25 protein-coding genes are annotated in these 24,583 nt (G+C 43.9%); 20 read left to right on the top strand and 5 right to left on the bottom strand.

Going from position 1 to position 24,583, the window contains the following annotated elements; all coding sequences use genetic code 11:
• Positions 1–63 precede the first annotated feature (63 nt).
• On the top strand, positions 64–657 hold the full coding sequence (rok, locus tag ACMX2I_RS14125; protein WP_087992236.1) for a transcriptional regulator Rok: 594 nt from the start codon (positions 64–66) through the stop codon (positions 655–657).
• Positions 658–699: 42 nt separating this feature from the next.
• Here rok and ACMX2I_RS14120 read toward each other — a convergent pair whose 3' ends face one another.
• Positions 700–1,665 (bottom strand): sporulation protein, encoded by a 966-nt coding sequence (locus ACMX2I_RS14120; protein WP_414957259.1) that lies wholly within the window; start codon positions 1,663–1,665, stop codon positions 700–702.
• 135 nt (positions 1,666–1,800) lie between these two features.
• On the opposite strand from ACMX2I_RS14120, the gene ACMX2I_RS14115 reads away from it, so the two are divergent.
• The 16 genes from ACMX2I_RS14115 (at position 1,801) to sipT (ending at position 18,180) form a co-directional block, all read left to right on the top strand.
• Positions 1,801–2,400 (top strand): molybdenum cofactor guanylyltransferase, encoded by a 600-nt coding sequence (locus ACMX2I_RS14115; protein ID WP_414957258.1) that lies wholly within the window; start codon positions 1,801–1,803, stop codon positions 2,398–2,400.
• Between the two features lie 50 nt (positions 2,401–2,450).
• The gene (locus tag ACMX2I_RS14110) at positions 2,451–3,470 is read left to right on the top strand and encodes a MoeB/ThiF family adenylyltransferase (RefSeq protein ID WP_414957257.1); all 1,020 of its coding nucleotides are present in this window, start codon (positions 2,451–2,453) and stop codon (positions 3,468–3,470) included.
• Between the two features lie 17 nt (positions 3,471–3,487).
• A complete protein-coding gene (gene glp, locus ACMX2I_RS14105) occupies positions 3,488–4,780 on the top strand; it encodes a gephyrin-like molybdotransferase Glp (RefSeq protein ID WP_414957256.1) in 1,293 nt (430 codons plus the stop codon).
• Entirely contained in the window at positions 4,741–5,262 is a 522-nt protein-coding gene (gene mobB, locus ACMX2I_RS14100; protein ID WP_414957255.1) for a molybdopterin-guanine dinucleotide biosynthesis protein B, read from the top strand. Before glp ends, mobB begins: the two co-directional genes overlap by 40 nt.
• Positions 5,262–5,735 carry a molybdenum cofactor biosynthesis protein MoaE gene (locus ACMX2I_RS14095; RefSeq protein ID WP_289347062.1) on the top strand — a complete coding sequence of 158 codons (474 nt, stop codon included), beginning with the start codon at positions 5,262–5,264 and terminating at the stop codon, positions 5,733–5,735. The genes mobB and ACMX2I_RS14095 overlap by 1 nt, the downstream gene beginning before the upstream one ends.
• Positions 5,728–5,961: a molybdopterin converting factor subunit 1 gene (moaD, locus tag ACMX2I_RS14090; RefSeq protein ID WP_414957254.1), complete on the top strand. Its 234-nt coding sequence runs from the start codon at positions 5,728–5,730 to the stop codon at positions 5,959–5,961. Before ACMX2I_RS14095 ends, moaD begins: the two co-directional genes overlap by 8 nt.
• A 220-nt stretch (positions 5,962–6,181) precedes the next feature.
• Positions 6,182–7,939: an ABC transporter ATP-binding protein gene (locus ACMX2I_RS14085; RefSeq protein WP_414957253.1), complete on the top strand. Its 1,758-nt coding sequence runs from the start codon at positions 6,182–6,184 to the stop codon at positions 7,937–7,939.
• Between the two features lie 10 nt (positions 7,940–7,949).
• Positions 7,950–9,764 carry an ABC transporter ATP-binding protein gene (locus tag ACMX2I_RS14080; protein WP_414957252.1) on the top strand — a complete coding sequence of 605 codons (1,815 nt, stop codon included), beginning with the start codon at positions 7,950–7,952 and terminating at the stop codon, positions 9,762–9,764.
• A gap of 113 nt (positions 9,765–9,877) precedes the next feature.
• Complete coding sequence (gene yknW / locus ACMX2I_RS14075; RefSeq protein ID WP_414957251.1) at positions 9,878–10,573, top strand: toxin SDP protection protein YknW; 696 nt, start codon at positions 9,878–9,880, stop codon at positions 10,571–10,573.
• A gap of 4 nt (positions 10,574–10,577) precedes the next feature.
• The gene (locus ACMX2I_RS14070; RefSeq protein ID WP_289347066.1) at positions 10,578–11,711 is read left to right on the top strand and encodes an efflux RND transporter periplasmic adaptor subunit; all 1,134 of its coding nucleotides are present in this window, start codon (positions 10,578–10,580) and stop codon (positions 11,709–11,711) included.
• Positions 11,712–12,404 carry an ABC transporter ATP-binding protein YknY gene (gene yknY, locus ACMX2I_RS14065; protein ID WP_087992224.1) on the top strand — a complete coding sequence of 231 codons (693 nt, stop codon included), beginning with the start codon at positions 11,712–11,714 and terminating at the stop codon, positions 12,402–12,404.
• A complete protein-coding gene (gene skiZ, locus ACMX2I_RS14060) occupies positions 12,401–13,594 on the top strand; it encodes a sporulation-delaying-protein transporter subunit SkiZ (RefSeq protein ID WP_148963714.1) in 1,194 nt (397 codons plus the stop codon). Before yknY ends, skiZ begins: the two co-directional genes overlap by 4 nt.
• Before the next feature lie 278 nt (positions 13,595–13,872).
• Entirely contained in the window at positions 13,873–14,628 is a 756-nt protein-coding gene (locus tag ACMX2I_RS14055) for a DeoR/GlpR family DNA-binding transcription regulator (RefSeq protein ID WP_414957250.1), read from the top strand.
• Positions 14,625–15,536 (top strand): 1-phosphofructokinase, encoded by a 912-nt coding sequence (gene pfkB, locus ACMX2I_RS14050; RefSeq protein WP_414957249.1) that lies wholly within the window; start codon positions 14,625–14,627, stop codon positions 15,534–15,536. Before ACMX2I_RS14055 ends, pfkB begins: the two co-directional genes overlap by 4 nt.
• A 14-nt stretch (positions 15,537–15,550) precedes the next feature.
• Positions 15,551–17,455: a PTS fructose transporter subunit IIABC gene (locus ACMX2I_RS14045; protein ID WP_087992220.1), complete on the top strand. Its 1,905-nt coding sequence runs from the start codon at positions 15,551–15,553 to the stop codon at positions 17,453–17,455.
• Positions 17,456–17,598: 143 nt separating this feature from the next.
• Entirely contained in the window at positions 17,599–18,180 is a 582-nt protein-coding gene (sipT, locus tag ACMX2I_RS14040; protein WP_087992219.1) for a signal peptidase I sipT, read from the top strand.
• A 35-nt stretch (positions 18,181–18,215) separates the two neighbouring features.
• On the opposite strand, the gene ACMX2I_RS14035 is transcribed toward sipT, so the two are convergent.
• Positions 18,216–18,485, bottom strand: a complete 270-nt coding sequence (locus ACMX2I_RS14035) for a hypothetical protein (RefSeq protein WP_087992218.1) — start codon at positions 18,483–18,485, stop codon at positions 18,216–18,218.
• A gap of 181 nt (positions 18,486–18,666) precedes the next feature.
• Here ACMX2I_RS14035 and ACMX2I_RS14030 point away from each other — a divergent pair, with 181 nt between their 5' ends.
• Both ACMX2I_RS14030 and ACMX2I_RS14025 read left to right on the top strand, forming a co-directional pair.
• A complete protein-coding gene (locus ACMX2I_RS14030) occupies positions 18,667–20,286 on the top strand; it encodes an ABC-F family ATP-binding cassette domain-containing protein (protein ID WP_087992217.1) in 1,620 nt (539 codons plus the stop codon).
• Positions 20,287–20,345: 59 nt separating this feature from the next.
• On the top strand, positions 20,346–21,257 hold the full coding sequence (locus tag ACMX2I_RS14025; protein WP_414957248.1) for a ketopantoate reductase family protein: 912 nt from the start codon (positions 20,346–20,348) through the stop codon (positions 21,255–21,257).
• 30 nt (positions 21,258–21,287) lie between these two features.
• Here ACMX2I_RS14025 and ACMX2I_RS14020 read toward each other — a convergent pair whose 3' ends face one another.
• The 3 genes from ACMX2I_RS14020 to mreBH all read right to left on the bottom strand — a co-directional run bounded on the left by ACMX2I_RS14020 (position 21,288) and on the right by mreBH (position 23,875).
• Positions 21,288–22,520: an aminopeptidase gene (locus ACMX2I_RS14020; RefSeq protein WP_414957247.1), complete on the bottom strand. Its 1,233-nt coding sequence runs from the start codon at positions 22,518–22,520 to the stop codon at positions 21,288–21,290.
• A 111-nt stretch (positions 22,521–22,631) separates the two neighbouring features.
• The gene (locus ACMX2I_RS14015; protein ID WP_414957246.1) at positions 22,632–22,766 is read right to left on the bottom strand and encodes a protein YkpC; all 135 of its coding nucleotides are present in this window, start codon (positions 22,764–22,766) and stop codon (positions 22,632–22,634) included.
• Positions 22,767–22,867: 101 nt separating this feature from the next.
• Entirely contained in the window at positions 22,868–23,875 is a 1,008-nt protein-coding gene (gene mreBH / locus ACMX2I_RS14010) for a cell shape-determining protein MreBH (protein WP_087992213.1), read from the bottom strand.
• Positions 23,876–24,159: 284 nt separating this feature from the next.
• Between mreBH and abhA the strand changes: the two genes are divergently transcribed.
• Positions 24,160–24,438 carry a transcriptional regulator AbhA gene (abhA, locus tag ACMX2I_RS14005; RefSeq protein WP_087992212.1) on the top strand — a complete coding sequence of 93 codons (279 nt, stop codon included), beginning with the start codon at positions 24,160–24,162 and terminating at the stop codon, positions 24,436–24,438.
• The last annotated feature ends 145 nt before the right edge of the window (positions 24,439–24,583 follow it).

The raw sequence follows: 24,583 nt of genomic DNA, 5'->3' as shown, positions 1-24,583 counted from the left end.
ATTACTTTTGTAATCTAATATCTTAATTAAAGATGTTAATTTTGATAGGGGGTACATTGAGGAATGTTTAATGAAAGAGAAGCTTTGCGCTTGCGGTTAGAACAATTAAATGAAGCTGAAGTGAAAGTCATTCGTGAATATCAAATCGAACGTGATAAAATATACGCAAAATTAAGAGAGCTGGACAGAAATGGAAGCCCTTCCGAAATCAAAAAGGATTTTCGTTCTGAAAAAAAACCTGACTCTTTGCCGGTTCTCGCTGAGCTTGCGGCTCAGGAAATCAGAAGCTATCAGCCGCACTCACAGCAGCAGTCTGTTCAGCCTCAGCTTCAATCTGCTTCCTCTCTTCCTGCCGGTATACCAGACGGAACAACACGAAGAAGAAGAGGAACGGCAAGACCCGGATCAAAAGCAGCTAAGCTGCGCGAAGCTGCCATTAAAACCTTAAAACGCCACAACGCGGCGATTAAGAGCTCCGAGCTTCAAAAAGAGATTGAAAAAGAAAGCGGTCTTGAAATCCCTAATATGACAACATTCATGCAAAGCTTAATTAAAATGTATCCGGAAGTGAAAAAGCCGTATCGCGGCCAGTACATTTTAGAAGGCGAAATCGAACCTGCAGAATCAGCTGAATCTGCAGAATCAGCAAATGGATAAACATACAGAAAAACTGCTTGGCATAGTGCGCAAGCAGTTTTTTTATTGGGTTTTTTTCTGTGAAGATTTGGTTTCTCTTTCAAGATTAAGCTTATAGACCCATTTTTGATAAGGCTTCTCCTCAGCGGCTCTGCTTTTCAGTTCTTCGATTGTATGGCTCATGGCCTGATCTGATGATTGGGCGCGGGCGAGCTGTTTTTGAAGCGCATGTATCTGTTTGGTGACATCTTCAAGTATAGTATCTACATGATTTGGCTGCTCGTAGACCGCTGGAGCTTCTTCTTCCGTTTTTTCTTTTTGTTTCGTGCCGCCATCAATATCGGCAAAATGAGAAGCAATCCAGGCATCACTTTCATCAAGCTGCCGTTTATACGATATAATAGTTTCGTGAAATAATTTTTCTTTTGTTTTTTCTATTTCGAGCAGCCTTTCTTTCGTTTCTATGATTCGATCTTTCATATGATCGACTTCTATTTTAATATGTTTTAGCTGATATTCTTTTTCTGCCATTTGCTCTTTTAGACGTCCGTTTTCGGTTTTTATCTTTTCAGTTTGCTGTTTTGCCTGAAGCAATGCGTTCTGTTCCTGCTCAATAGAGGCCTGAAGATGGCTGAGTCGTTTTTGCAGATTTTTATTTTCTTCTTCCATTTTAATTTTAGCAATATGAAGTTTATGTTTTTCTTCAATTTCGGCTTTGCGTTTATAGGTTTCAGCAGAAAGGAGCTCTTGCAACGCAACGATTTTATCAAGCAGTTCAGCTCTTATTTGATGCAGGGTTTGGCTGGTGTGGAAGGCGTGTTTTTCTTTCGTTGACATTTGTGTTAATTCGGCAGACAGCTGCTGAAGTTTTTCTTTCATATCGTTATTTTCTTTGAGCAGTTTGTTATTTTTCTGATGGAAGTAGGTTGCTTCAAGTTCGGAAATCAGCTTATGGCACCTTGAAAGCTCTGATTTTAAATAAAGGTTCTCCTGAGACACGTCGTGGAAAAAAGGACCTGATCTTTTCATTCGAACCATCTCCCTCATGATGTTACCACTACAATATGCAAATACTGAACAGCTATTCCTCTTTAATAAACAGACAAGCAGTGGCGTTGGGACCTTGCTTTTGCTATGCTTTTAACGAAATAGGGGTGAGATGATATGGAGCATATAAACGTACTGCTGGCAGGAGGAGCCTCACGGCGCTTTGGAGAACCGAAGGCGTTTGTGAAATGGAGGGGCAGGATGTTATACGAATGGGCCAAAAAGGCGCTTGGAGAACATGCGGTTATCATCAGCCGTCCTGAGTTTATTGATAGATTTCAAGAAAACGGTGAAAATGAAGTGTATCAAGATGCTGAGCCATTTCAAGGCATGGGGCCATTGGCTGGTATATATACCTCTTTTAAAAAGACAGACGGCGAGCTTTATACTGTGCTTTCCTGTGACACGCCGCTGATCCAAAGAAGGACGATGCTGGAGCTCGAGCGTCTGATGACTACCGGTACAGACGCGGTCGTCCCGATTTCAGACGGACGGGAGCAGCCGTTGATTGCAATTTACCATAAACGAATCATGCCCATTCTATATGATCAGCTTTCTGAGAAGAGATTAAGAATATCAGATTTGTTAGGCCGAATTTCGGTTTGTTACGTACAAGCTGAAGAAATTGGAGCAAACCCGGCGGAGTTTATCAACGTGAATACACGTGATGATTTCAGCTGTTTGGAAGAAAAAACGAACTCCTTAAGGCGGGACTGATGGGGCAAAAACATGTTAAGATGACATAAAAGATAAGGAGAACAGGTTTGATGGAGGAGCGTTATTCGCGGCAAATTAGATTTAAGCAAATAGGGGAAGAGGGCCAGAAAAGACTGGCAGACAGCCATGTGCTGGTTGTCGGTGCAGGAGCGCTCGGGACTGCAGGAGCTGAAGGGCTTTCGAGAGCGGGGATCGGTGCCATTACTATCATTGACCGTGACTATGTGGAGTGGAGCAATCTGCAAAGGCAGCAGCTTTATACAGAAAGCGACGCCAAGCTCCGCATGCCGAAAGCCATGGCTGCCAAAGCGCATCTATCAGCGATTAACAGCGGAATACATATTGAGGCATATGCTACCGAAGGAACAGCCGAAACGCTCGGGCCGCTGATTGAAAAAGCAGATGTCGTCATCGACGCGACAGATAATTTTGAAACCCGCATGCTGATAAACGATCTTGCCCAGAAAACAAAGACACCGTGGGTCTATGGCGCTTGTGTAAGCAGCCAAGGGATGTTCATGACGATTGTTCCGGGAGAAACCCCATGTCTGTCTTGTTTGTTTGAACAAATTCCTGTCGGCGGGGCGACATGTGATACTGCCGGCATTATTCCGCCCGCTGTGCATATCGTTTCGGCCTATCAGCAGGCTGAGGCTTTAAAACTGTTAACAGGGCAAACAAAAGCGATACAGCATGGGTTTGTGACATTCGATGTTTGGAACAACTCGCATATGAAGATTAACGTTAATCATGTGCGCCGTGAGGATTGCCCGTCTTGCGGAGCACAAGCGGTTTATCCTTATCTCCAAGACTGGAACACACCAAAAGCCGCTGTACTGTGCGGCCGTGATACAGTCCAGATAAGGTCGGAGTCATTAAAAAGAATTCCGAAACAGGAGCTCATCGGGCGGCTGAAAACAATCGGCAAGGTCGAGGCCAACGCGTTTTTGCTGCATATTTTTTACGAGGATTTCAGAATCGTTATTTTCAATGACGGACGGGCACTGGTGCATGGAACAAATGATGTGAAAGAAGCCAATTCCGTGTTGGCAAGAGTAATTGGATTGTAACAACAGGAGGGGTCAGAATGCTGGAGAAAAGAACACCAATTCCGGTAGACGAGGCAGTTCGGCGTGTCAGCTATTTTCAAAAACAAGGGGAAACAGAATGGGTGGCGCTTGAAGACAGCCTTCATCGATTTTTAGCTGAAGATGTAACAGCGGATCACCACGTACCCGCATTTGACCGTTCGCCATACGACGGTTTTGCTGTCAGAGCGTGCGATACGGCTGAAGCTTCACGTGAGAACCCCGTTCGGTTTGAGGTCATTGACCATATTGGAGCGGGGGCTGTATCTGAAAAAGAACTTGGCCCGTTTCAGGCCGTGCGGATTATGACTGGCGCGCAAATTCCCGAGGGAGCAGATGCTGTCGTCATGATTGAGCTGACTCAAACCTTTGAAGAGAATGGGAAGGCGTTTATGTCTTTAAAACGTCGCTTTCAGCCGGGAGACAATATTTCAAAAACAGGTGAAGACGCCCAAAAAGGGAGCGTTTTATTGAGAAAAGGCACCAGAGTGACACCAGGAGTGACTGCGCTTTTGGCAACCTTCGGATACGCATCTGTGCCTGTCGTGAGAAAGCCTGTTGTCGGGATTATTGCAACTGGCACCGAATTGCTGAATGTCAGTGATCCGCTGGAGCCGGGGAAAATTCGCAACAGCAATGCCAGCATGGTGTATGCGCAAGTGATTGAAGCAGGCGCATCACCGCTTTATTTGGGAAAAATTTCTGATGATCTGGATAAAAGCTTTGCCGCGGTCGAAGAAGCGATGAAAAAGGTTGATTTTCTGATCACAACTGGCGGTGTGTCAGTGGGTGATTTTGACTATTTGCCTGAGATCTATGAAAAACTCGGAGCGGACGTGCTCTTTAATAAAGTTGCCATGCGCCCGGGCAGCGTGACAACGGTGGCGCATGCAAACGATATGCTGCTGTTTGGCCTGTCAGGTAATCCGTCTGCATGTTATGTCGGCTTTGAACTGTTTGTCAAACCAATGATCCAGACATGGCTGCTCAATGAAAAACCGCATTCGATTTGTGCGGAAGCGGTTTTGACCAAGGATTTCCCAAAGCCGAACCCATTTACCCGATTTGTTCGTGCTTTCGTGTACCATCAGGAAGGAAAGCTGTTGGCGGAACCCGTCGGATTGGATAAGTCCAGCTCCGTCACGTCACTTGCAGAAGCAAATGCGTTTATTATCCTGCCGGGCGGCACGAGAGGATATGAATCAGGCAGAACGGTTCAAGCGCTGCTCATCAGAGAAGAGAATGGAAGTGAATGGCCTTGGTCCGCCCTTTCCCAATCGTCCAAGTCGTAGGATTTCAGAACAGCGGGAAAACAACGTTTATCGAGCGTATTCTGGAAAAGGCCTCAGAACAGGGGCTCAATTTAGGCTGCTTGAAGCATCACGGTCACGGCGGTGAACCGCAAACGTTCACTAAAGGAAAAGATACTGATCGTTACCAAGCGGCAGGTGCTGGTGTGACAGCAGTAGAAGGTGCTGGTGTGTTGCAGCTGACAGCCCGCCGCAAATGGGATTTGCCGCGCCTGATCGAGTTATATCGGTTTCTCGAAACAGACTGCCTTCTGATTGAAGGCTTTAAAAAAGCTCCTTATCCTAAAGTGGTTTTACTAAACGAAAAGGAAGATCTAGAAGCACTGCAGGCAGTCAATACAATCGCCATCATCTATAGAAAAAAAGAGCATATGACAGAGCGCCATGGATTACCCGTTTTTCATGCGGATGATCCGGTTGCTGTGGATTTTGTGCTTTCACAGCTGAAGGGGGAATCTGCGTAATGGAACGGTTTGAGGTCACAAAAACACCCATTATTACGGAAGATATCATCAAAAAAGTGGAGAAACGGGAAGCCGGGGCAATTACCACATTTATTGGTACGGTTCGGGAATGGACCAACGGAAAAAGAACGGTTCGGCTTGAATATGAGGCATATGAACCGATGGCTGTGCAAATGCTGGCTCAAATCGGAACTGAAATCGAAGAAAAATGGGAAGGTGCTTCAGCTGCGATCACACATCGTATAGGTGTGCTGGATATCGGTGAAGCGGCGGTTGTGATCGCTGTATCCTCTCCCCATCGAAAAGCTGCTTATGAGGCCAATGAATATGCGATCGAACGAATCAAACAGATTGTGCCGATTTGGAAAAAAGAAATTTGGGAAGATGGTGAGCAATGGATCGGCGACCAGCTTGAAACAACAGCTTATCCGAATGGAAAACCAGATTTAAGCGAGGGAGAGCGGCATGATTAAAATTCTTTTATTTGCAGGGCTTGCGGAACAGGCCGGCACACAAGCATTGGAAATAGATATGGAACAAGCAACGACAGACGAAATAAAAGCGAGTTTAAAAGAACAATACGGCCTCGAATCCATTGATACAGCTATGATTGCCGTTAATGAAAACTATGTAAAAGAAAATACCTCCGTATCTTCAAGGGACACGGTAGCCATCATTCCGCCTGTCAGCGGGGGATGAGACCGGACGGCATTCAGCCGTCCGGTTTTTTGTATTTCATTCGCATATTCCCAAGCACCCCCAGCATACAATGATTTTCTGTAAGCGTTTATTTTACATAAGTAACTCCCTATAAAGTAAGAGACTCACCCCATCATTAGACTGAATTTTTAAAAAACAATAGGAATTTATTTCGGGTATCGATATAGTAAAGATGATAATAAATGGAAAGGTGCTGGATATGGAGATATTTAAAAGATTAAAAATGTTTTATTGGCCTTATAGAAAGGTGTTTATGTGGTCGCTTCTGGCCATGCTTTTGATGACTGTGATTACTGTCGTTTACCCGATTATCCTGCAAATCACGATTGATGAAATCGTGCTGGGGAGGCAGTATCAGCTTGCAGCATGGGTCAGCTTAGGTTTTATTGCGGTAATGGCCCTGAAAGGAACCGCCACTTTTTTTCATCAATATTTAGGAGATATGTTCGGCATCAAATCCGTTTATCTGCTGAGAAATGGCCTGTATGAAAAACTGCAGAGGCTTTCTTTTTCTTATTATGATAACGCGAAAACAGGTGATTTGATGTCCAGACTGACAGCTGACGTTGAGGGGCTTCGTTTTTTCTTATCATATGGTTTAGCTGAACTCATTCGATTCGGTCTGCTGGTCGCCATCAGCCTTTCGGTCATGTTTTACTATTCTGTTCCTCTTACGCTTGTAACAATCGCTGTTCTGCCATTTCTCGCTGTTGCGGTATATCAGTTCGACAAAAGAGTCCATCCCGCCTTCAGAGGGATTCGCAAATCGTTTGCGAAACTCAACACAAAAGTCCAGGAAAATATCAGCGGCATCAATACGGTTAAATCTCTATCAAGAGAAGATTTTCAGATCAGCACATTCAATAAGGCCAATGCGGAATACAGGACACAGTATTTACAAACATCATCCATCTGGTCTGCGTATTTCCCTTTAATGGAGTTCATCGGTAATGTTTGTATTGTGGCTCTCCTCTCCTACGGCGGCTACTTGGTCATGCAGAACCAGCTCAATCCCGGTGAGCTTGTCGCTTTTTTCAGCCTTGTCAATTATATGATGTGGCCGATTATGAACTTAGGTTTTGTCATCAATATGTTCTCTCAAGCAAAAGCGTCAGGTGAACGCCTGCTGGAAATTCTCGAAAAAGAAGAAGACATCACAGACCATGCCCACGATTTGCATAAACAAAAATTAACAGGAGATGTCCTATTCAAAAATGTTTCTCTTGCATACGGTAAAGAACAAACAAACGCGCTATGCAATGTCAGTTTTGAGGCAAACAGCGGGAAGGTAATCGGACTATTGGGCCCTACAGGTTCAGGCAAAAGCTCAGTTACACAGCTCCTCACCAGATTTTACAGTCCTGTTGGCGGAATGATTACGATTGATCATAAACCTATCACTGATTACTCGTTAAAAACCCTTCGCTCCAATATCGGGGTCGTTCTTCAAGAATCTTTTCTGTTTTCATCTACAATTCGATCAAACATTTCGTACGGGAGGCCGAATGCATCAATGGAAGACATCATCGAAGCGGCAAAAAGGGCTCAGGCACACGACTTTATTATGGAGCTTCCTGATGGATATGACACTATGCTGGGAGAGAGGGGAATGGGGCTTTCCGGCGGACAGAAACAGCGTATCGCCATTGCGAGAGCCATTTGTTTGAACCCGGGCATTTTAATATTGGATGACGCCACAAGCGCAGTAGACATGCAAACTGAGCACAGCATACAGCTTGCTTTAAAAGAAGTCATGAAAAACCGCACAACCTTTATCATCGCTCACCGCATTTCTTCACTGAAACACGCCGATGAAATTCTCGTTTTTGATAAAGGGCGCATTTGTGAAAGGGGAACACATCATGAGCTTCTCGAAAAAGGCGGCTACTATCAAAAGATTTACGATTTGCAATACCGTGATGCCAAAATGATCAATGAGCCGCATCAGGTCGGATAGGGAGGACTATATGAAACAAGCAAAAAAACAAGGGATCTTGGAGCGTTTCTATTATTCTTCAGATGAAATCATTGAAAAGCCGTTTAACTGGGCTCAAATGTGGCGGCTGCTGGGCTATGTCAAACCATATCGAAAAACCATTTTGCCGCTTTCTTTTCTCACCGTTTTGATTGGGACTGCTGTGAAGCTTGTGATCCCCATTCTGATCGGCGTGTATGTTCTCGATCAAGCCATTGCAGAGAAAAACTCGGAGCTGCTGATCCAGCTCATTTTCATCATTAGCGGTTTATACGTCCTTAATTATGCCGCCAATGTGTTCAGAATCAGATGGATGAATCAGCTTGGCCAGCATGTGATTTACGACTTGCGCCAGCATTTGTTTACTCATGTGCAGCGCTTATCCCACCGATTTTTTGATCAGCGGTCGGCTGGATCTATTTTGGTCAGAATTATGAATGACATTAACTCTCTTCAGGAGCTCTTTACAAGCGGAGTCATCAACTTATTGACCGACTTGCTGCTTCTGGCCGGCGTTATGATCATTTTGTTTACGCTGAGTCCTGAGCTGACCATAGCCATTATGGTGACACTGCCGATTATGTTTTTTATTTCAACAAGTCTCAGAAAAAAAATACGCCGCTCCTGGCAAAAGGTGCGTCTAAAGCAATCAAAGCTGAACTCTCATTTGAACGAAAGCATTCAGGGCATCCGTGTCACACAGGCATTTACGCAGGAAGAAGAAAACATGGCGTATTTTGACGGCGTCAATCAGGAGAACTATCAATCATGGCAGGAAGCCACAAGAAAAAACGCCATGTTCCGTCCACTGGTAGAAATGACGAATGCGATTGGAACGGGTGTGTTGATTTGGTATGGCGCCACACTCATCATGAATGAAACCATCACGATTGGCGTCTTCGTTTCTTTTGCCTTCTATCTCGGCATGTTTTGGGAACCTATTTCGAGACTGGGCCAGGTCTATAACCAGCTGTTAATGGGGATGGCGTCATCTGAGCGCATTTTTGAGTTTCTGGACGAACAGCCAAATGTCAAAGAGAAGCGGGACGCGATTCATAAGCAAAAAATAAATGGGGAGATCAGCTTCGAAGAGGTTGAATTTTCGTATGATGAAAAACGAAAAGCCCTCCGCGCTGTTTCCTTCTCTATTCCGGCGGGGTCGACGCTTGCGCTTGTCGGGCATACGGGGAGCGGGAAAACGACGATCGCCAATTTAATCAGCCGTTTTTATGATGCCGCGGGAGGCACCATAAAAATAGACGGTATTCCGATCCAGGATCTTTCCCTTGCCGGTTTGCGCTCTCAAATCAGCATTGTGCTGCAAGATACATTTATTTTCTCCGGCACCATCATGGAAAATATTCGTTTCGGCCGGCCGGGTGCTTCAGACGAAGAAGTGATGAAAGCAGCCCAAGCGGTCGGAGCGGATGAGTTTATCTCTGGTTTAAGAGAAGGGTACGAAACAGAGGTGGAGGAAAGGGGCAGCGTACTGTCTGCCGGACAGCGCCAGCTCATTTCCTTTGCAAGAGCATTGCTCGCCGATCCAGCTATTATCATCCTCGACGAAGCAACGGCAAGTATTGATACAGAGACGGAGGTGAAAATTCAACAGGCTTTAAAAACCCTGCTGAAAGGGCGTACAGCAGTGATGATCGCCCACAGATTATCCACGATCCGCGATGCCGACCGCATCATTGTGCTTGATCACGGCAAGAAAATGGAAGAAGGAAACCATGAGCAGCTGCTTGCTAAAGGGGGCATTTATGCCGGGCTCGTAAAAGCGCAATACAGCACAGAGATAAAATAATATAAAAAGCCTTCAGTATAGATTGAAGGCTTTTGGAAATTTATTAGAAAAACATGAAACTTTTCGCTATCACTCTCGTACTATCTGTTAGACATTCTCAAGGAGGTTTTGAAATGGAAACAAATGTAGAAAAAAACAGCGCAACGGCGACTGAAAAGCCGTCACTTTTCGGGGTGATCACAAGTCCGTCCGTTCAATTTGAAAGAATAAGAGAAAGACCGGCTGTATGGGGACCGCTATTTATTGTTGCAGCGATTATCATCGTCGGCGCTATACTGCAATCACTCGGTACGGACTATAGTGAACTTATGAAAAACACGGGCGCTCAAGGGTTATCAGCTGAAGAAATTGAAACGGTCGCAACAATCACCAAATTTGGAGGAATGGCAGGCGCGATTTTCGGCGGTATCGCAGCGTTATTTATTGCCCCTCTTATTTATTGGCTCTGTGTAAAAATATCAGGCGGAGTTACGACATACAAAAAAATGCTTTCTCTCGGTCTGTTTGTCTCTTTGATTAGCAGTCTTGGATTATTGGTTAACGGAATCGTTGCTTTTACGACTGACACGAATTCGCTTTACAGCATGACATCATTGGCGGGGATTATTCCGTCTGACGGGGCTCTCGCCAGCGTGTTAAATACTTTTGAGATATTTAGCATATGGAGCTATGTATTATTAGCAATCGGCCTTCACAAAACAGGCGGCATCTCAAAAAAAGCAGGATGGATTTCAGTGATTGTTCTTTTCGGAATTTTAGTTGCATTTTCGTTCTTTTCAGGTGTAATCAATTCTGCGGCGGGTGCATAAACTCATGAAAAAAGTATGGATCGGAATTGGAATCGCCATTTTAGTCGCTCTTTTTATTGGAATCAATATATACCGGTCTGCTGCCCCTACAAGCGGCAGCGCCGGCCAAAAGATACAGGCGGGAAGCCTTGAAGAAAAAGAAATCTCGTCAACGGTTATGGTTCCCGGCACACTTCAATTTTCAAATGAACAGTATGTCTTTTATGAAGCGGATAAAGGGACATTAGAAGACATTAAAGTGAAGGAAGGCGACAAAGTGAAAAAGGGCACGCCTTTAGTCACCTATACAAATGAGCAGCTGAGCCTGGAAAAAGAACAGAACCAGTTAACGGCTGAATCCAACGAGCTTCAAATTGACCAAATTCAAGTAAAGATAAATGCGTTAGATCATAAAGAAAAAGAACTGGCAAAACAGGTTGGAAAGAAAGAAGCAAAAAAACAAATTGAATCTGAGCGTACGGAGCTTCAAATGCAGAAAAAAACGACTGAGATCGATTTAAAACAAACCGAGCTTCAGCGGCAGTCACTTGCCAATCGGGTGTCAGATCTTGAAGTGAAAAGCGAAATCGAAGGTACGGTTATTAGTGTCAATCAAGAAGCGGCATCCAAAAAATCAGATATTCAAGAGCCTGTCATACATATCGGCAACCCAAAAGACCTTGTCGTCTCAGGGAAATTGTCTGAATACGATACACTGAAAATCAAAAAAGGCCAGAAGGTCACACTCACTTCAGATGTTATTCAGGATAAAACATGGAAAGGCACAGTTTCCGCAGTCGGACTTGTTCCGGATCAGCAGGAAAGCGCTGCGGTACAAGGAACAGAACAAGCGGTTCAATATCCGCTTCAAGTGAAAATAAAAGGGGATCTTCCAGAAGGAAAGCCCGGCTTTAAATTTATCATGAATATTGAAACAGACAAGCGGAAAGCAAATACGCTTCCTTCAAAGGCAGTCAAAAAAGAAGATGATCAATATTATGTGTATACAGTAAAAGATGGAAAAGCAAAACGAGCTGATGTCAAAATCGGTGAAGTAACAGATGATCTGACAGAGATTAAAGAGGGGATTTCTCAAGAGGATCAAGTCATTTTGAATCCCTCTGATCAGGTGACGGATGGAACGGAAGTGAAAGCATAAATGATTCAGCTTTCTAATGTGAGAAAAAGCTATCAGATCGGCAGGGAAACGTTTGATGTTCTCCATTCTATTGATTTGGACATTCATCAGGGGGAATATGTATCGATTATGGGGCCGTCAGGTTCAGGGAAATCGACAATCATGAATATTATCGGCTGTCTTGACCGGCCGACTTCCGGTACGTATAAATTGGACGGCGAAGATATTTCTTCATATAAAGATAAAGAACTGGCGGCAGTCCGTAACCGGTCCATCGGTTTTGTATTTCAGCAATTCCAGCTTCTTCCGCGGCTGAACGCCAAAAAAAATGTCGAGCTGCCGATGATTTATTCCGGTATAGGCAAAAAAGAACGTCAAGAGCGGGCTGAGAGAGCGTTGAAAAAGGTCGGGTTAACCGATCGAATGCTCCACATGCCCAACGAGCTCTCGGGCGGGCAGAAGCAGCGGGTCGCCATTGCGAGGGCAATCGTGAATGAGCCAAAATTGATTTTAGCTGATGAACCGACCGGCGCGCTGGATACGAAAACAAGCGCGGCGATTATGGAGCAATTTACAGCATTAAATGCCGAGGGAACAACAATCGTTCTTGTTACTCACGAGCCGGAAGTCGCAGATTGCACGAATCGAATCGTCATGGTGCGTGACGGAAACATTGTTCCTGCCAGCTCCGGACAAAGGAGCGTGGGAGAATGAGCCTGTTAGAGAACATCAGAATGGCTTTAAGCTCAGTCCTTGCCCATAAAATGCGTTCGATCTTAACGATGCTCGGCATTATCATTGGTGTAGGCTCTGTCATCGTCGTGGTTGCGGTAGGACAGGGCGGCGAGCAAATGCTGAAACAGTCGATCAGCGGCCCGGGAAATACTGTGGAGCTGTACTATATGCCAAGCGATGAGGAGCTTGCAAGCAATCCGAACGCCTTAGCCGAATCTACTTTTACAGAAAATGATATAAAAGGTTTAAAAGAGATAGAGGGCATCAAACAAGTCGTTGCCTCGACTTCTGAAAGTATGACAGCGCGTTATCATGAGGAAGAAACTGATGTTACCATTAACGGAATAAACGATGGATACATGAATGTCAATTCTTTAAAAATCGAAAACGGCAAAACCTTTACCGATCATGATTTTTTTGCGGGGAAAAGAGCCGGAGTGATCTCTCAAAAGATGGCTGAAGAACTGTTTGATAAAACATCCCCTCTCGGAGAAGTTGTCTGGATCAACGGACAGCCTGTTGAAATCATCGGCGTGCTGAAAAAAGAAACAGGCTTGCTTTCTTTCGGTTTAAGTGAAATGTATGTGCCATTTAATATGATGAAATCTTCTTTTGGCACAAGTGATTTCAGTAACGTATCATTGCAAGTCGAATCAGCAGACGACATAAAAACAGCTGGAAAAGAAGCGGCACAGCTTGTAAATGACAATCATGGCACAGAAGATTCATATCAAGTGATGAACATGGAAGAGATAGCGGCCGGAATTGGCAAAGTAACGGCGATTATGACGACGATTATCGGCTCGATTGCAGGCATCTCTCTTTTGGTCGGCGGAATCGGTGTCATGAATATTATGCTCGTATCAGTCACAGAACGGACGCGGGAAATCGGAATCAGAAAATCACTCGGTGCGACGAGAGGACAGATTCTGACTCAGTTTTTAATTGAATCAGTCGTATTGACGCTGATCGGAGGACTGATTGGAATTGGAATCGGATATGGAGGGGCCTCTCTTGTTTCTGCCATTGCGGGCTGGCCGTCACTCATATCCTGGCAGGTTGTAGGCGGGGGCGTGCTGTTCAGTATGCTCATTGGCGTTATTTTTGGCATGCTTCCCGCAAATAAAGCCGCAAAGCTTGATCCGATTGAAGCGCTGCGTTACGAGTAACCTCATGCAACATGCATGAGGTTTTTTTATGTTTAGTTTTTCTACTATGAATATAAAAGACTTTTTTCATTAAAATAAGAAGAAAATGTCGTACAATTGTCCTTATTTTTGTCGAATTTACAGTTTACAAACCCTATAGACATACGTTAATATGGATAAACGTGAAAGATTTTGATAGTTATTGAATGAATTTGAATGATTCTAGTTGCCTAAATTGAAAAAAGCGTTTACAATGAAATTGTACTCAAAATGAATACGTTTTCATTAGGAGGTGAAGCATGCTAACTCCTGAACGGCATCAATTGATTATTGATCAAATCGAAAAGCATGATGTGGTAAAAATTCAAGAGCTTATAAATCTTACAAACGCTTCTGAATCAACTATCAGAAGAGATTTATCAACACTTGAAGAACGCGGTTTTTTAAAGCGTGTTCATGGGGGAGCAGCCAAGCTTTCCGATATCAGACTTGAACCCGATATGCTTGAAAAATCATCCAAAAACCTTCAGGATAAATTAAAAATTGCTGAAAAAGCAGTTTCTCTTTTAGAAGAAGGAGATTGCATTTACCTTGATGCAGGCACGACGACTTTGCACATGATTGATTTTATGGATAAAAGCAAAGATATTGTCGTAGTCACAAACGGGGTGATGCATGTCGATGCATTAATAAGGAAAGAAATTTCTTTTTACCTGCTTGGAGGATACGTAAAGCACAGAACGGGCGCGATTATTGGAGGCGCTTCACTGATTGCCATGGATCAGTACAGATTCGACAAGAGTTTTCTGGGGACAAACGGTGTCCATACAGAGGCTGGATTCACAACGCCGGACCCTGATGAGGCTCTTTTAAAACAGAAAGCTGTCAAACAGGCAAAACACGCTTATGTCTTAGCAGACCCTTCGAAATTCGGAGAAATTTCATTTTCGGCATTCGCCGGAATAGGTGACGCAACAATCATTACGACTGGAGCTGAAGAGCTTACATTCGATAATTACCAAGAAAAAACTGTCGTAAAGGTAGTGAAACCATGATTTACACTGTAACACTTAATCCATCTGTCGATTATATTGTTCACGTTGAAGATTTTACTGTAGGAGGACTGAACCGTTCCTCATACGATACAAAGTATCCAGGGGGCAAGGGCATCAACGTATCGAGACTGCTGAAAAGACACCATGTACCGTCTAAAGCGCTCGGATTCGTCGGCGGATTTACCGGAGAATATATCAAAACATTTTTGCGGGAAGAAAATCTGGAAACAGCCTTTTCTGAAGTGAAAGAAGATACCCGTATCAATGTAAAGCTGAAAACGGGTGATGAAACTGAAATTAACGGTCAGGGACCGACAATTTCAGATGAAGATTTCAAAACCTTTTTAGAACAGTTCCAGTCTTTACAAAAAGGAGATATCGTCGTCCTTGCAGGAAGCATTCCATCTTCACTGCCCCACGACACTTACGAAAAAATCGCAGAGGCCTGCACACAGCAGAACGCGCGAGTTGTTCTGGATATCTCAGGCGAGGCGCTTATGAAAGCAACAGAAATGAAACCGTTTTTGATGAAGCCAAACCATCATGAGCTTGGAGAAATGTTCGGCACAACAATTACATCTGTTGAAGAAGCTGTTCCTTATGGGAAAAAGCTTGTAGAACAAGGGGCTGAACATGTAATCGTATCCATGGCCGGAGACGGAGCGCTTCTATTTACGAAGGAAGCTGTTTATTTTGCTAACGTGCCAAAGGGGAAATTGGTCAACTCAGTCGGAGCGGGAGATTCCGTCGTTGCAGGTTTTCTTGCCGGTATTTCCAAACAGCTGCCGCTTGAAGAAGCATTCCGTTTAGGTGTTACATCAGGCAGTGCTACCGCGTTCTCTGAAGAACTTGGAACAGAAGAATTTGTCCAGCAGCTTCTTCCTGAAGTTAAGGTCACACGTCTATAGAGGAGGAAACAAAAGTGAAAATAACTGAGCTTTTAACAAAGCATACAATAAAGCTTAATATTGAGAGCAAAGAAAAAGAAAATGTTATTGACGAAATGGTCACTGTTCTTGATAAAGCTGGAAAATTAAATGACCGACAAGCCTACAAAGAAGCCATTTTAAATCGCGAGAGCCAAAGCTCGACGGGAATTGGTGAAGGAATCGCTATCCCGCATGCGAAAACAGCAAGCGTTATCAACCCGGCGATCGCGTTCGGGCGTTCAAAAGACGGTGTCGATTATGAATCATTAGACGGCCAGCCGGCTCACTTGGTGTTCATGATAGCGGCGACTGAAGGCGCAAACAACACTCACCTTGAAGCATTGTCAAGACTTTCAACACTGTTAATGCGTGAAGAAATTCGCAAGCAGCTCCTTGAAGCTGAGTCAGAAGATGCTATTATCGACATTATTAATCAGCACGATAAAGATGATGACGAAGAGGAAGAAGAAGAAGCGGCACCTGCACCTGCCGGAAAAGGGAAAATCCTAGCGGTTACTGCATGTCCGACAGGTATTGCACACACATTCATGGCTGCGGATGCCCTTAAAGAAAAAGCGAAAGAGCTTGGTGTGGAAATTAAGGTCGAAACAAATGGTTCAAGCGGTATTAAGCACAAGCTGACTGCCCAAGAAATTGAAGATGCACCTGCCATCATTGTCGCAGCGGACAAGCAGGTTGAAATGGAACGATTTAAAGGTAAGCGCGTGCTTCAAGTACCTGTTACAGCTGGTATCAGACGCCCGCAAGAGCTTATCGAAAAAGCGAAAAATCAAGACGCGCCGGTTTATCAAGGCAGCGGCGGCGGTTCTTCAGCTTCAAACGATGAAGATGAAGCGAGAGGCAAGTCTGGCGGCAGCATCGGAAGCATGTTTTATAAGCATCTGATGAGCGGTGTCAGCAACATGCTTCCGTTCGTAGTCGGCGGTGGTATCCTCGTTGCGATTTCATTCTTCTGGGGGATTAATTCTTCCAATCCGGATGATCCTACTTACAACACGTTCGCTGCCGCTCTTAAGTTTATCGGCGGTGACAATGCATTAGGATTAATTGTGGCTGTTCTTGCCGGTTTCATTGCAATGAGTATTGCAGACCGTCCTGGTTTTGCGCCTGGTATGATCGGCGGATTTATGGCAACTCAAGCAAATGCTGGATTCTTAGGCGGATTAATTGCCGGATTCCTGGCTGGTTATATCGTTGTTCTTTTGAAAAAAGCATTCGTCTTTATTCCTCAGTCACTTGACGGACTGAAACCAGTGTTAATCTATCCGCTGTTTGGTATTTTCTTAACTGGTATTATCATGCGTTTCGTGGTCAATACACCGGTAGCGGCATTTATGGATTTCTTAACAAATTGGCTTGAAAGCCTTGGTACTGGCAACCTTGTATTAATGGGTATTATTTTGGGCGGTATGATGGCGATCGATATGGGCGGTCCGCTTAATAAAGCAGCCTTTACGTTCGGTATCGCGATGATCGATGCAGGCAATTATGCGCCTCACGCAGCGATCATGGCCGGCGGTATGGTTCCTCCGCTTGGTATCGCACTTGCAACAACCATTTTCAGAAACAAATTCACTCAGCGTGACCGTGAAGCTGGTATTACATGCTACTTCATGGGGGCTGCTTTCGTAACAGAGGGAGCGATCCCGTTTGCTGCGGCTGATCCGCTTCGCGTGATTCCAGCTGCTGTCGCTGGTGCAGCTGTTGCCGGAGGATTAACTGAATTCTTCCGTGTAACGCTTCCGGCACCTCACGGAGGAGTATTCGTAGCCTTCATTACAAACCATCCGCTGCTTTACCTATTAAGTATCGTGATCGGTGCTGTCGTGATGGCAATTATCCTCGGTATTCTTAAAAAACCTGTTACAGAGAAATAAGAAAAAAGCGTCCTTCATTCGAAAGGGCGCTTTTTCTTTATCCTGCTGGCGGGAGCGCGGTTAAGTTATGTATTTTATTATCATTTATGATAAAGTAAAAGAAGGGAAACAACTGACACAGCAACCGTCTAGGAGGAAACACTTTGACCGAGGAAAAAAACACGAAAACTGAAAAAACGGCGAAGAAAAAAACCAATACGTATTTGGAATGGGGAAAAGCGATTGTCATCGCTGTCCTGCTGGCTCTCTTGATCCGTCACTTTTTGTTTGAACCTTATTTAGTCGAAGGTTCATCTATGGATCCCACATTACATGACGGCGAAAGGCTGTTTGTGAATAAAACAGTCAACTATATCGGCGAGCTGGAGCGCGGAGATATCGTTATTATCAACGGTGAGACGTCGAAAATCCATTACGTAAAAAGATTGATCGGAAAGCCTGGAGAAACCGTTCAAATGAAGGATGACACGCTTTATATAAACGGAAAAAAAGCAGCTGAGCCTTACTTGTCTAAAAACAAAAAAGAAGCAGAAAAACTTGGTGTGAGTCTGACTGGCGATTTTGGACCGGTTAAGGTTCCCAAAGGCAAATATTTTGTCATGGGAGATAACCGGCTGAATTCAATGGACAGCCGAAACGGGCTCGGACTGATTGCCGAAGACCGGATTGTCGGCACATCGAAGTTTGTCTTTTTCCCGTTTAACGAAATGCGTCAAACAAAATAAAAACGCCTTGCTGGCCTTGGGACAGCAGGCGTTTTTTAATTTGAAAAAGAAGCGACTAATGCAATGCATAATACCGTGATAAACACTGAACCGATAATGGCCAGCACGCTGAAGAAAAGGTGAACCTGTTTGTTTTCTTTGCCGCGCTTTTCTAAAAGTCGTTTAGAAAAAATATGTGAAAATATGTAAATGAGGGCTATGCCAATATATAAGCCGATATCTTTAGCGGTAAAGCCTGTTACGGCGAGGTAAAAGCCCGTAAAAAAGATCAATAAGCAGTATTCAGTAAGTGTTAAAAGCTTCAACGTGTTCCTCCATGAGAGTATGTAATTTTCCCGGCTGGATGTATCCTCTCTGCTTTATTGTAACATAGCTGGCAGTATTGAGTGTATAAGTGTTTTCTCTCCGATTTATCAGGGAATCATTTCTCTTGCCCAGCATTCATGGTATACTTTTATTGATGATAGACATGATGGAGGATAATAAATGATTGCTGTAAATAATGTAAGCTTGCGGTTTGCGGATCGCAAGTTATTTGAAGATGTCAATATTAAATTTACCCCAGGCAACTGCTATGGGTTAATTGGTGCAAATGGTGCCGGTAAATCAACGTTTCTGAAAGTGCTATCTGGCGAAATCGATCCTCAGACAGGCGATGTCCATATGAGTCCTGGAGAGCGTCTTGCCATCTTGAAGCAGAACCATTTTGAGTACGAAGAGTATGAAGTGCTGAAAGTGGTCATTATGGGCCACAAACGCCTGTATGAAGTCATGCAGGAGAAAGACGCCATTTACATGAAGCCTGATTTCTCAGATGAGGATGGAATTCGTGCGGCAGAGCTCGAAGGTGAATTTGCAGAGCTGAACGGATGGGAAGCCGAAAGTGAAGCTGCGATTCTTTTAAAAGGCCTTGGTATCTCAGAAGATCTTCATACGAAGAAGATGGAAGACCTTGGCGGTTCAGAGAAAGTAAAAGTTCTCTTGGCACAGGCATTATTCGGAAAGCCGGATGTTCTGCTGCTTGATGAGCCGACGAACCACTTGGACCTTCAGGCCATTCAGTGGCTGGAAGAGTTTCTGATTAACTTTGAAAACACAGTTATTGTGGTATCCCATGACCGTCACTTCTTAAATAAAGTGTGTACGCACATTGCTGACCTTGATTTTAATAAGATCCAAATCTATGTCGGAAACTATGATTTCTGGTATGAATCAAGCCAGCTGGCGTTAAAGCTTTCTCAAGAAGCGAACAAGAAAAAAGAAGAACAAATTAAACAGCTTCAAGAGTTTGTCGCTAGATTCAGCGCCAACGCGTCTAAATCTAAGCAGGCAACATCAAGAAAGAAACTTCTCGAAAAAATTACGCTCGATGATATTAAACCGTCTTCCCGCCGCTATCCTTACGTTAACTTTACACCAGAACGGGAAATCGGAAATGATGTTCTTCAGGTGGAGGGTTTAACGAAAACAATCGATGGCGTAAAGGTGCTTGACAATGTCAGCTTTATTATGAATAGAGAAGATAAAATTGCTTTCACTGGCCGCAACGAACTGGCTGTTACCACGCTGTTTAAAATCATTTCCGGGGAAATGGAAGCTGACAGCGGAACGTTTAAATGGGGCGTAACGACATCTCAAGCGTATTTTCCAAAAGACAACAGCGAATATTTCGAGGGCAGTGATCTAAATCTTGTAGACTGGCTTCGCCAATATTCTCCTCATGACCAAAGTGAGAGCTTTTTACGCGGTTTCTTAGGACGGATGCTGTTCTCAGGAGAAGAAGTCCACAAAAAATCAAACGTACTATCTGGGGGAGAAAAGGTTCGCTGTATGCTGTCTAAAGCGATGCTTTCCGGCGCCAATATTTTAATTTTGGATGAGCCGACCAACCATTTAGACTTAGAATCCATTACAGCGCTCAATAACGGTTTAATCAGCTTTAAAGGGGCTATGCTGTTTACATCCCATGACCATCAGTTTGTACAGACTATTGCCAACAGAATTATCGAAATTACACCTAACGGCATCGTCGATAAGCAAATGAGTTATGATGAGTTCCTTGCAAATGCTGATGTGCAGAAAAAACTGGCTGAACTTTACGCGTAATCAAAAAAGCAGAGATTCCTCTGCTTTTTTTGATACATAGAGTTGAAAGGAGATACAACATGAAATTTTTGGTTGTCGGAGCAGGAGGAGTAGGCGGGTATATTGGCGGACGGCTTGCAGAGAAAGGCAATGATGTGACATTTCTCGTACGCCAAAAAAGAGCTGAGCAGCTTAAAGAAACCGGGCTTGTCATCCATAGTGAAAAAGGGGATGTATCATTTCAGCCCGCATTAATCAGTGCTGGAGAAACAGGGCAGTTTGACGTCGTTATCATTGCTTCTAAAGCCTATTCACTTGAGCAAGTGATAGAGGATGTCAAACCGTTTATCAATCGGGAATCTGTCATTATACCTTTTTTAAACGGGTACCGCCATTATGAGCAGCTGTTTACGGCACTTTCAAAAGAACAGGTGCTGGGCGGTTTGTGTTTTATAGAAAGTGCCCTAGACAACAAGGGGAAAATTCATCATACGAGCGCATCACATCGTTTTGTATTCGGAGAATGGAACGGTGAGCGTACGGAACGAATAACAGTGATTGAAGAGGCATTTTCAGGCGTGAAAGCAGACGTCATCATCAGCGGGCATATCGAGAAGGACATTTGGAAAAAGTATCTGTTTATTGCGGCGCAAGCAGGGATCACAACGTTATTTCAAAGACCGCTTGGCCCAATCCTCGAAACAGAAGGCGGCCGTCACACGGCCCAAACCCTTATTGGGGAAATTGGCGCTATTTTGCGAAAAGAGGGTGTTCCGGCTGATCCTGAACTTGAGGAAGAGAGCTTCCGTACGATGACAAGCATGTCTTACCATATGAAATCCTCTATGCTTCGGGATATGGAAAACGGACAAACGACTGAAGGTAACCACCTGCACGGCTTTTTGCTTGAAAAAGCAAAGCGTTTATCTCTTGCAGTACCCATATTAGAAACGGTGTATGCCAATCTGCAAATGTATGAAGCAGAAAAATAAAAAGGAGGCGAAAAGCCCTCCTTTTGTTTATTAAAAAGCCCAATTCCCATTTCTGAAGATAGGCTCTCTTTTTCCGTCTGCCGTAATGCCGTCAATATTCATTTCAGGAGAACCAATCATAAAGTCCACGTGTGTAATGCTTTCATTTAAGCCTTCTTTGACAAGTTCCTCACGAGACATCTGCTTTCCGCCTTCAATGTTAAAGGCGTAGGCGCTGCCGATCGCCAAATGATTTGACGCGTTTTCATCAAACAATGTGTTATAGAAAAGAATATTTGATTGTGATATAGGCGAATCGTAAGGAACAAGCGCCACTTCACCTAAATAGTGAGAACCCTCATCTGTTTCCACTAGTTCTTTTAAAATGTCCTCTCCTTTTTCGGCTTTAATGTCGACTATACGGCCATTTTCAAATGTGAGGGTGAAGTTTTCAATAATATTTCCGCCGTAGCTTAGCGGTTTTGTGCTCGATACGACTCCGTCGACCCCATCTTTTTGCGGCAGCGTGAATACTTCTTCTGTCGGCATATTGGCCATAAACTCATGGCCGCTTTCACTCACGCTTCCCGCACCAGCCCAAACATGCTTTCTAGGCAGCTTAATGGTTAAATCAGTTCCTTCTGCTAGATAGTGTAAAGCAGTGTAATGTCTCTCGTTCAAATGGTCAACTTTTTCATGAAGATTTTGATCATGCTTGATCCACGCTTGAACCGGATTGTCTTCGTTTACGCGCGTCGCTTTAAAAATTTCTTCCCACAGAAGCTGAGTCGCTTCCTCCTCTGATTGGCCAGGAAAGACTTTTTGGGCCCAGCCCGCTGATGCCGCACCTACGACAGTCCAGCTGACTTTGTCCGATTGAATATATTGTCTGTATGTATGTAATGCCTTGCCTGCTGCTTTTTGGAATGCAGCGATCCGTTTGGAATCTGCACCTTTTAGTAAGTCTGGGTTTGACGACACGACAGAGATGAAAGCGGCTCCTTTTTTAGCAAGCTCTTCTCTGCCTTTTGCTTCCCATTCAGGGTATTCTTCAAATGCTTCAAAAGGCGCGAGTTCATATTTTAATTTGGCGACTTCGTCATCCTGCCAATTCACCGTGACATTTTTGGCACCTTTTTCATATGCATGTTTCACAATTAAGCGGACAAAATCCCGTACGTCTGTTGAAGCATTTACGACTACATACTGGCCTTTTTGGACGTTTACGCCGACCTCTACCGCCAGCTGCGCATATGTATTTAATTTCTGTGAAAATGAATCCATGAATCATTCCTCCTCGAGCTTTTTTCTCATCATATCAAATATGATCCTATAAAGGAAAGAAAGGAGGCTAAAGTGAAAAACCCAAAACAACATGTCTTGGGTCTTTCGATATTACGGATGATTCAGTTTTACGGTGCCGCTTCCAGGTGAATGGGGCATGTTGGCCAAAGAAATGCTCATGCCTCCAAGAATGATTCCGCTTAAAATGGCTGCGATCGCTACTCTTCTTCCTAAATCTCTTAGCATCTGTTTCCTCCTTAACGTTTCTCCATTTCCCACAATATGAAGGGAGTGAGGAAAAAAGAAGCAAGAAATTTGCTGCGTGTGAGATTTTTTGAAGGGAAAGACTATTTAATCGCCTTTTGAAGCTTATCGATCACTTCTAAAGAACGGCCTGTGCCGATTGCCACAGATTCAAGCGGATTTTGCGCCACGTGTACAGGCACTACAATCTCTTCTGTGAGCCATTCTTTAATCCCGTTAAGAAGCGCGCCGCCGCCTGTTAAAATAACGCCGCGGTCAACAATATCTCCGCTCAATTCAGGCGGGCAGTCCTCAAGTGTAGCTCTGATGGCTTCAAGAATATGGAGGAGAGATTCACGCATTGCGTCTTGAATTTCGTTAGATTGAAGCATAATGGTTTTTGGAAGGCCTGTTACGAGGTCGCGTCCCCGAATTTCCATTGCTTCCGGCACATGCTCAATCAGTGCATGTCCAATTTCCATTTTTACCTGCTCAGCTGTCCGTTCGCCAATCAGCAAATTGTATTTTTTCCGGACGAAGGAAACGATATCTTCATCAAGTTGGTCTCCGCCGATTCTGATAGAGTGGCAGGAAACAACACCGCCGAAGGAGATGATGGCGACTTCTGTTGTTCCTCCGCCGATATCTACCACCACATTGGCAACCGGCTCATCGACAGGTAAATCCGCTCCGATGGCGGCCGCTACTGGCTCTTCAATTAAATGGACGTTTTTTGCGCCGCAATTTTTCACCGCATCACTGATGGCGCGGCGTTCTACTGCTGTTGAGCCTGACGGTGTGCAAACGACTACGTTCGGTTTTCTGAACGACATGCCGATGCTTTTTCCGGCTTTTTTCATAATGTGCTTTAGCAAATCGGTTGTCATATCATAGTCTGCGATAACGCCATCTTTCATTGGTCTGACAGCGACAATTTTTCCCGGCGTTTTGCCGATCATGTTTTTCGCGTCAGCCCCGATTGCAAGCACTGCTTTAGTCGTTGTATCCACTGCGACAACAGATGGTTCATTTAAAATAATCCCTTTATTTTTGCTGTAAACAAGTATATTAGCTGTTCCTAAGTCAATCCCGATTTCAGTTGATTGAAACATGTTATTCACCCAATCTCTATCCTGATTTTATATGATTCTACATTTAAAGTTTCTAAGAAATGAAGCGATTTTTGGGGGTGTTCGTCGGGAAAGAAATGTTTTTGTAAAAAATCATGGAACTGTGTAACAGAAGTAATACATTTTTCGGTTTTATGGTAAAAATATCTTGCGATTCTTATAGAAAGCGGGAAACTTTTTCTTAGTTTCATACGTCTACGATATATTGAGGTGCATCCTTAAACATTACATGAGAAAAGAAACATTTAAAGGAAGAAGGGTTTTTTATGAAATCAATAGGTGTTGTGAGAAAAGTAGATGAATTAGGGCGCATTGTCATGCCGATAGAATTAAGACGGGCACTGGATATTGCTATAAAAGACAGCATTGAGTTTTTTGTTGACGGAGATAAAATTATCTTGAAAAAGTATAAACCTCATGGCGTTTGTTTAATGACCGGAGAAATTACTTCAGAAAATACTGAATACGGCAACGGTAAAATTACGTTAAGCCCTGAGGGTGCACAGCTGCTTCTCGAAGAAATTCAAGCCGCTCTAAAAGAATAATATGATGTTGAAAAAGGCGGAGAGATACAATCTCCGCCTTTTTTGCCTCAGGTGATGAATGATTTGGGATACTTTACATATTTTACTCAATTATTTGTCGAAGAATGGTACAATAAATAGAGAAACACAAGCGGCAGGTGGTCAT

The organism is Bacillus sp. SW14 (assembly GCF_047608225.1).
GTDB lineage: Bacteria > Bacillota > Bacilli > Bacillales > Bacillaceae > Bacillus > Bacillus subtilis_G.
The sequence above is the reverse complement of the archived record's forward strand: the minus strand, read 5'-3'. Positions and strand labels throughout refer to the sequence as shown.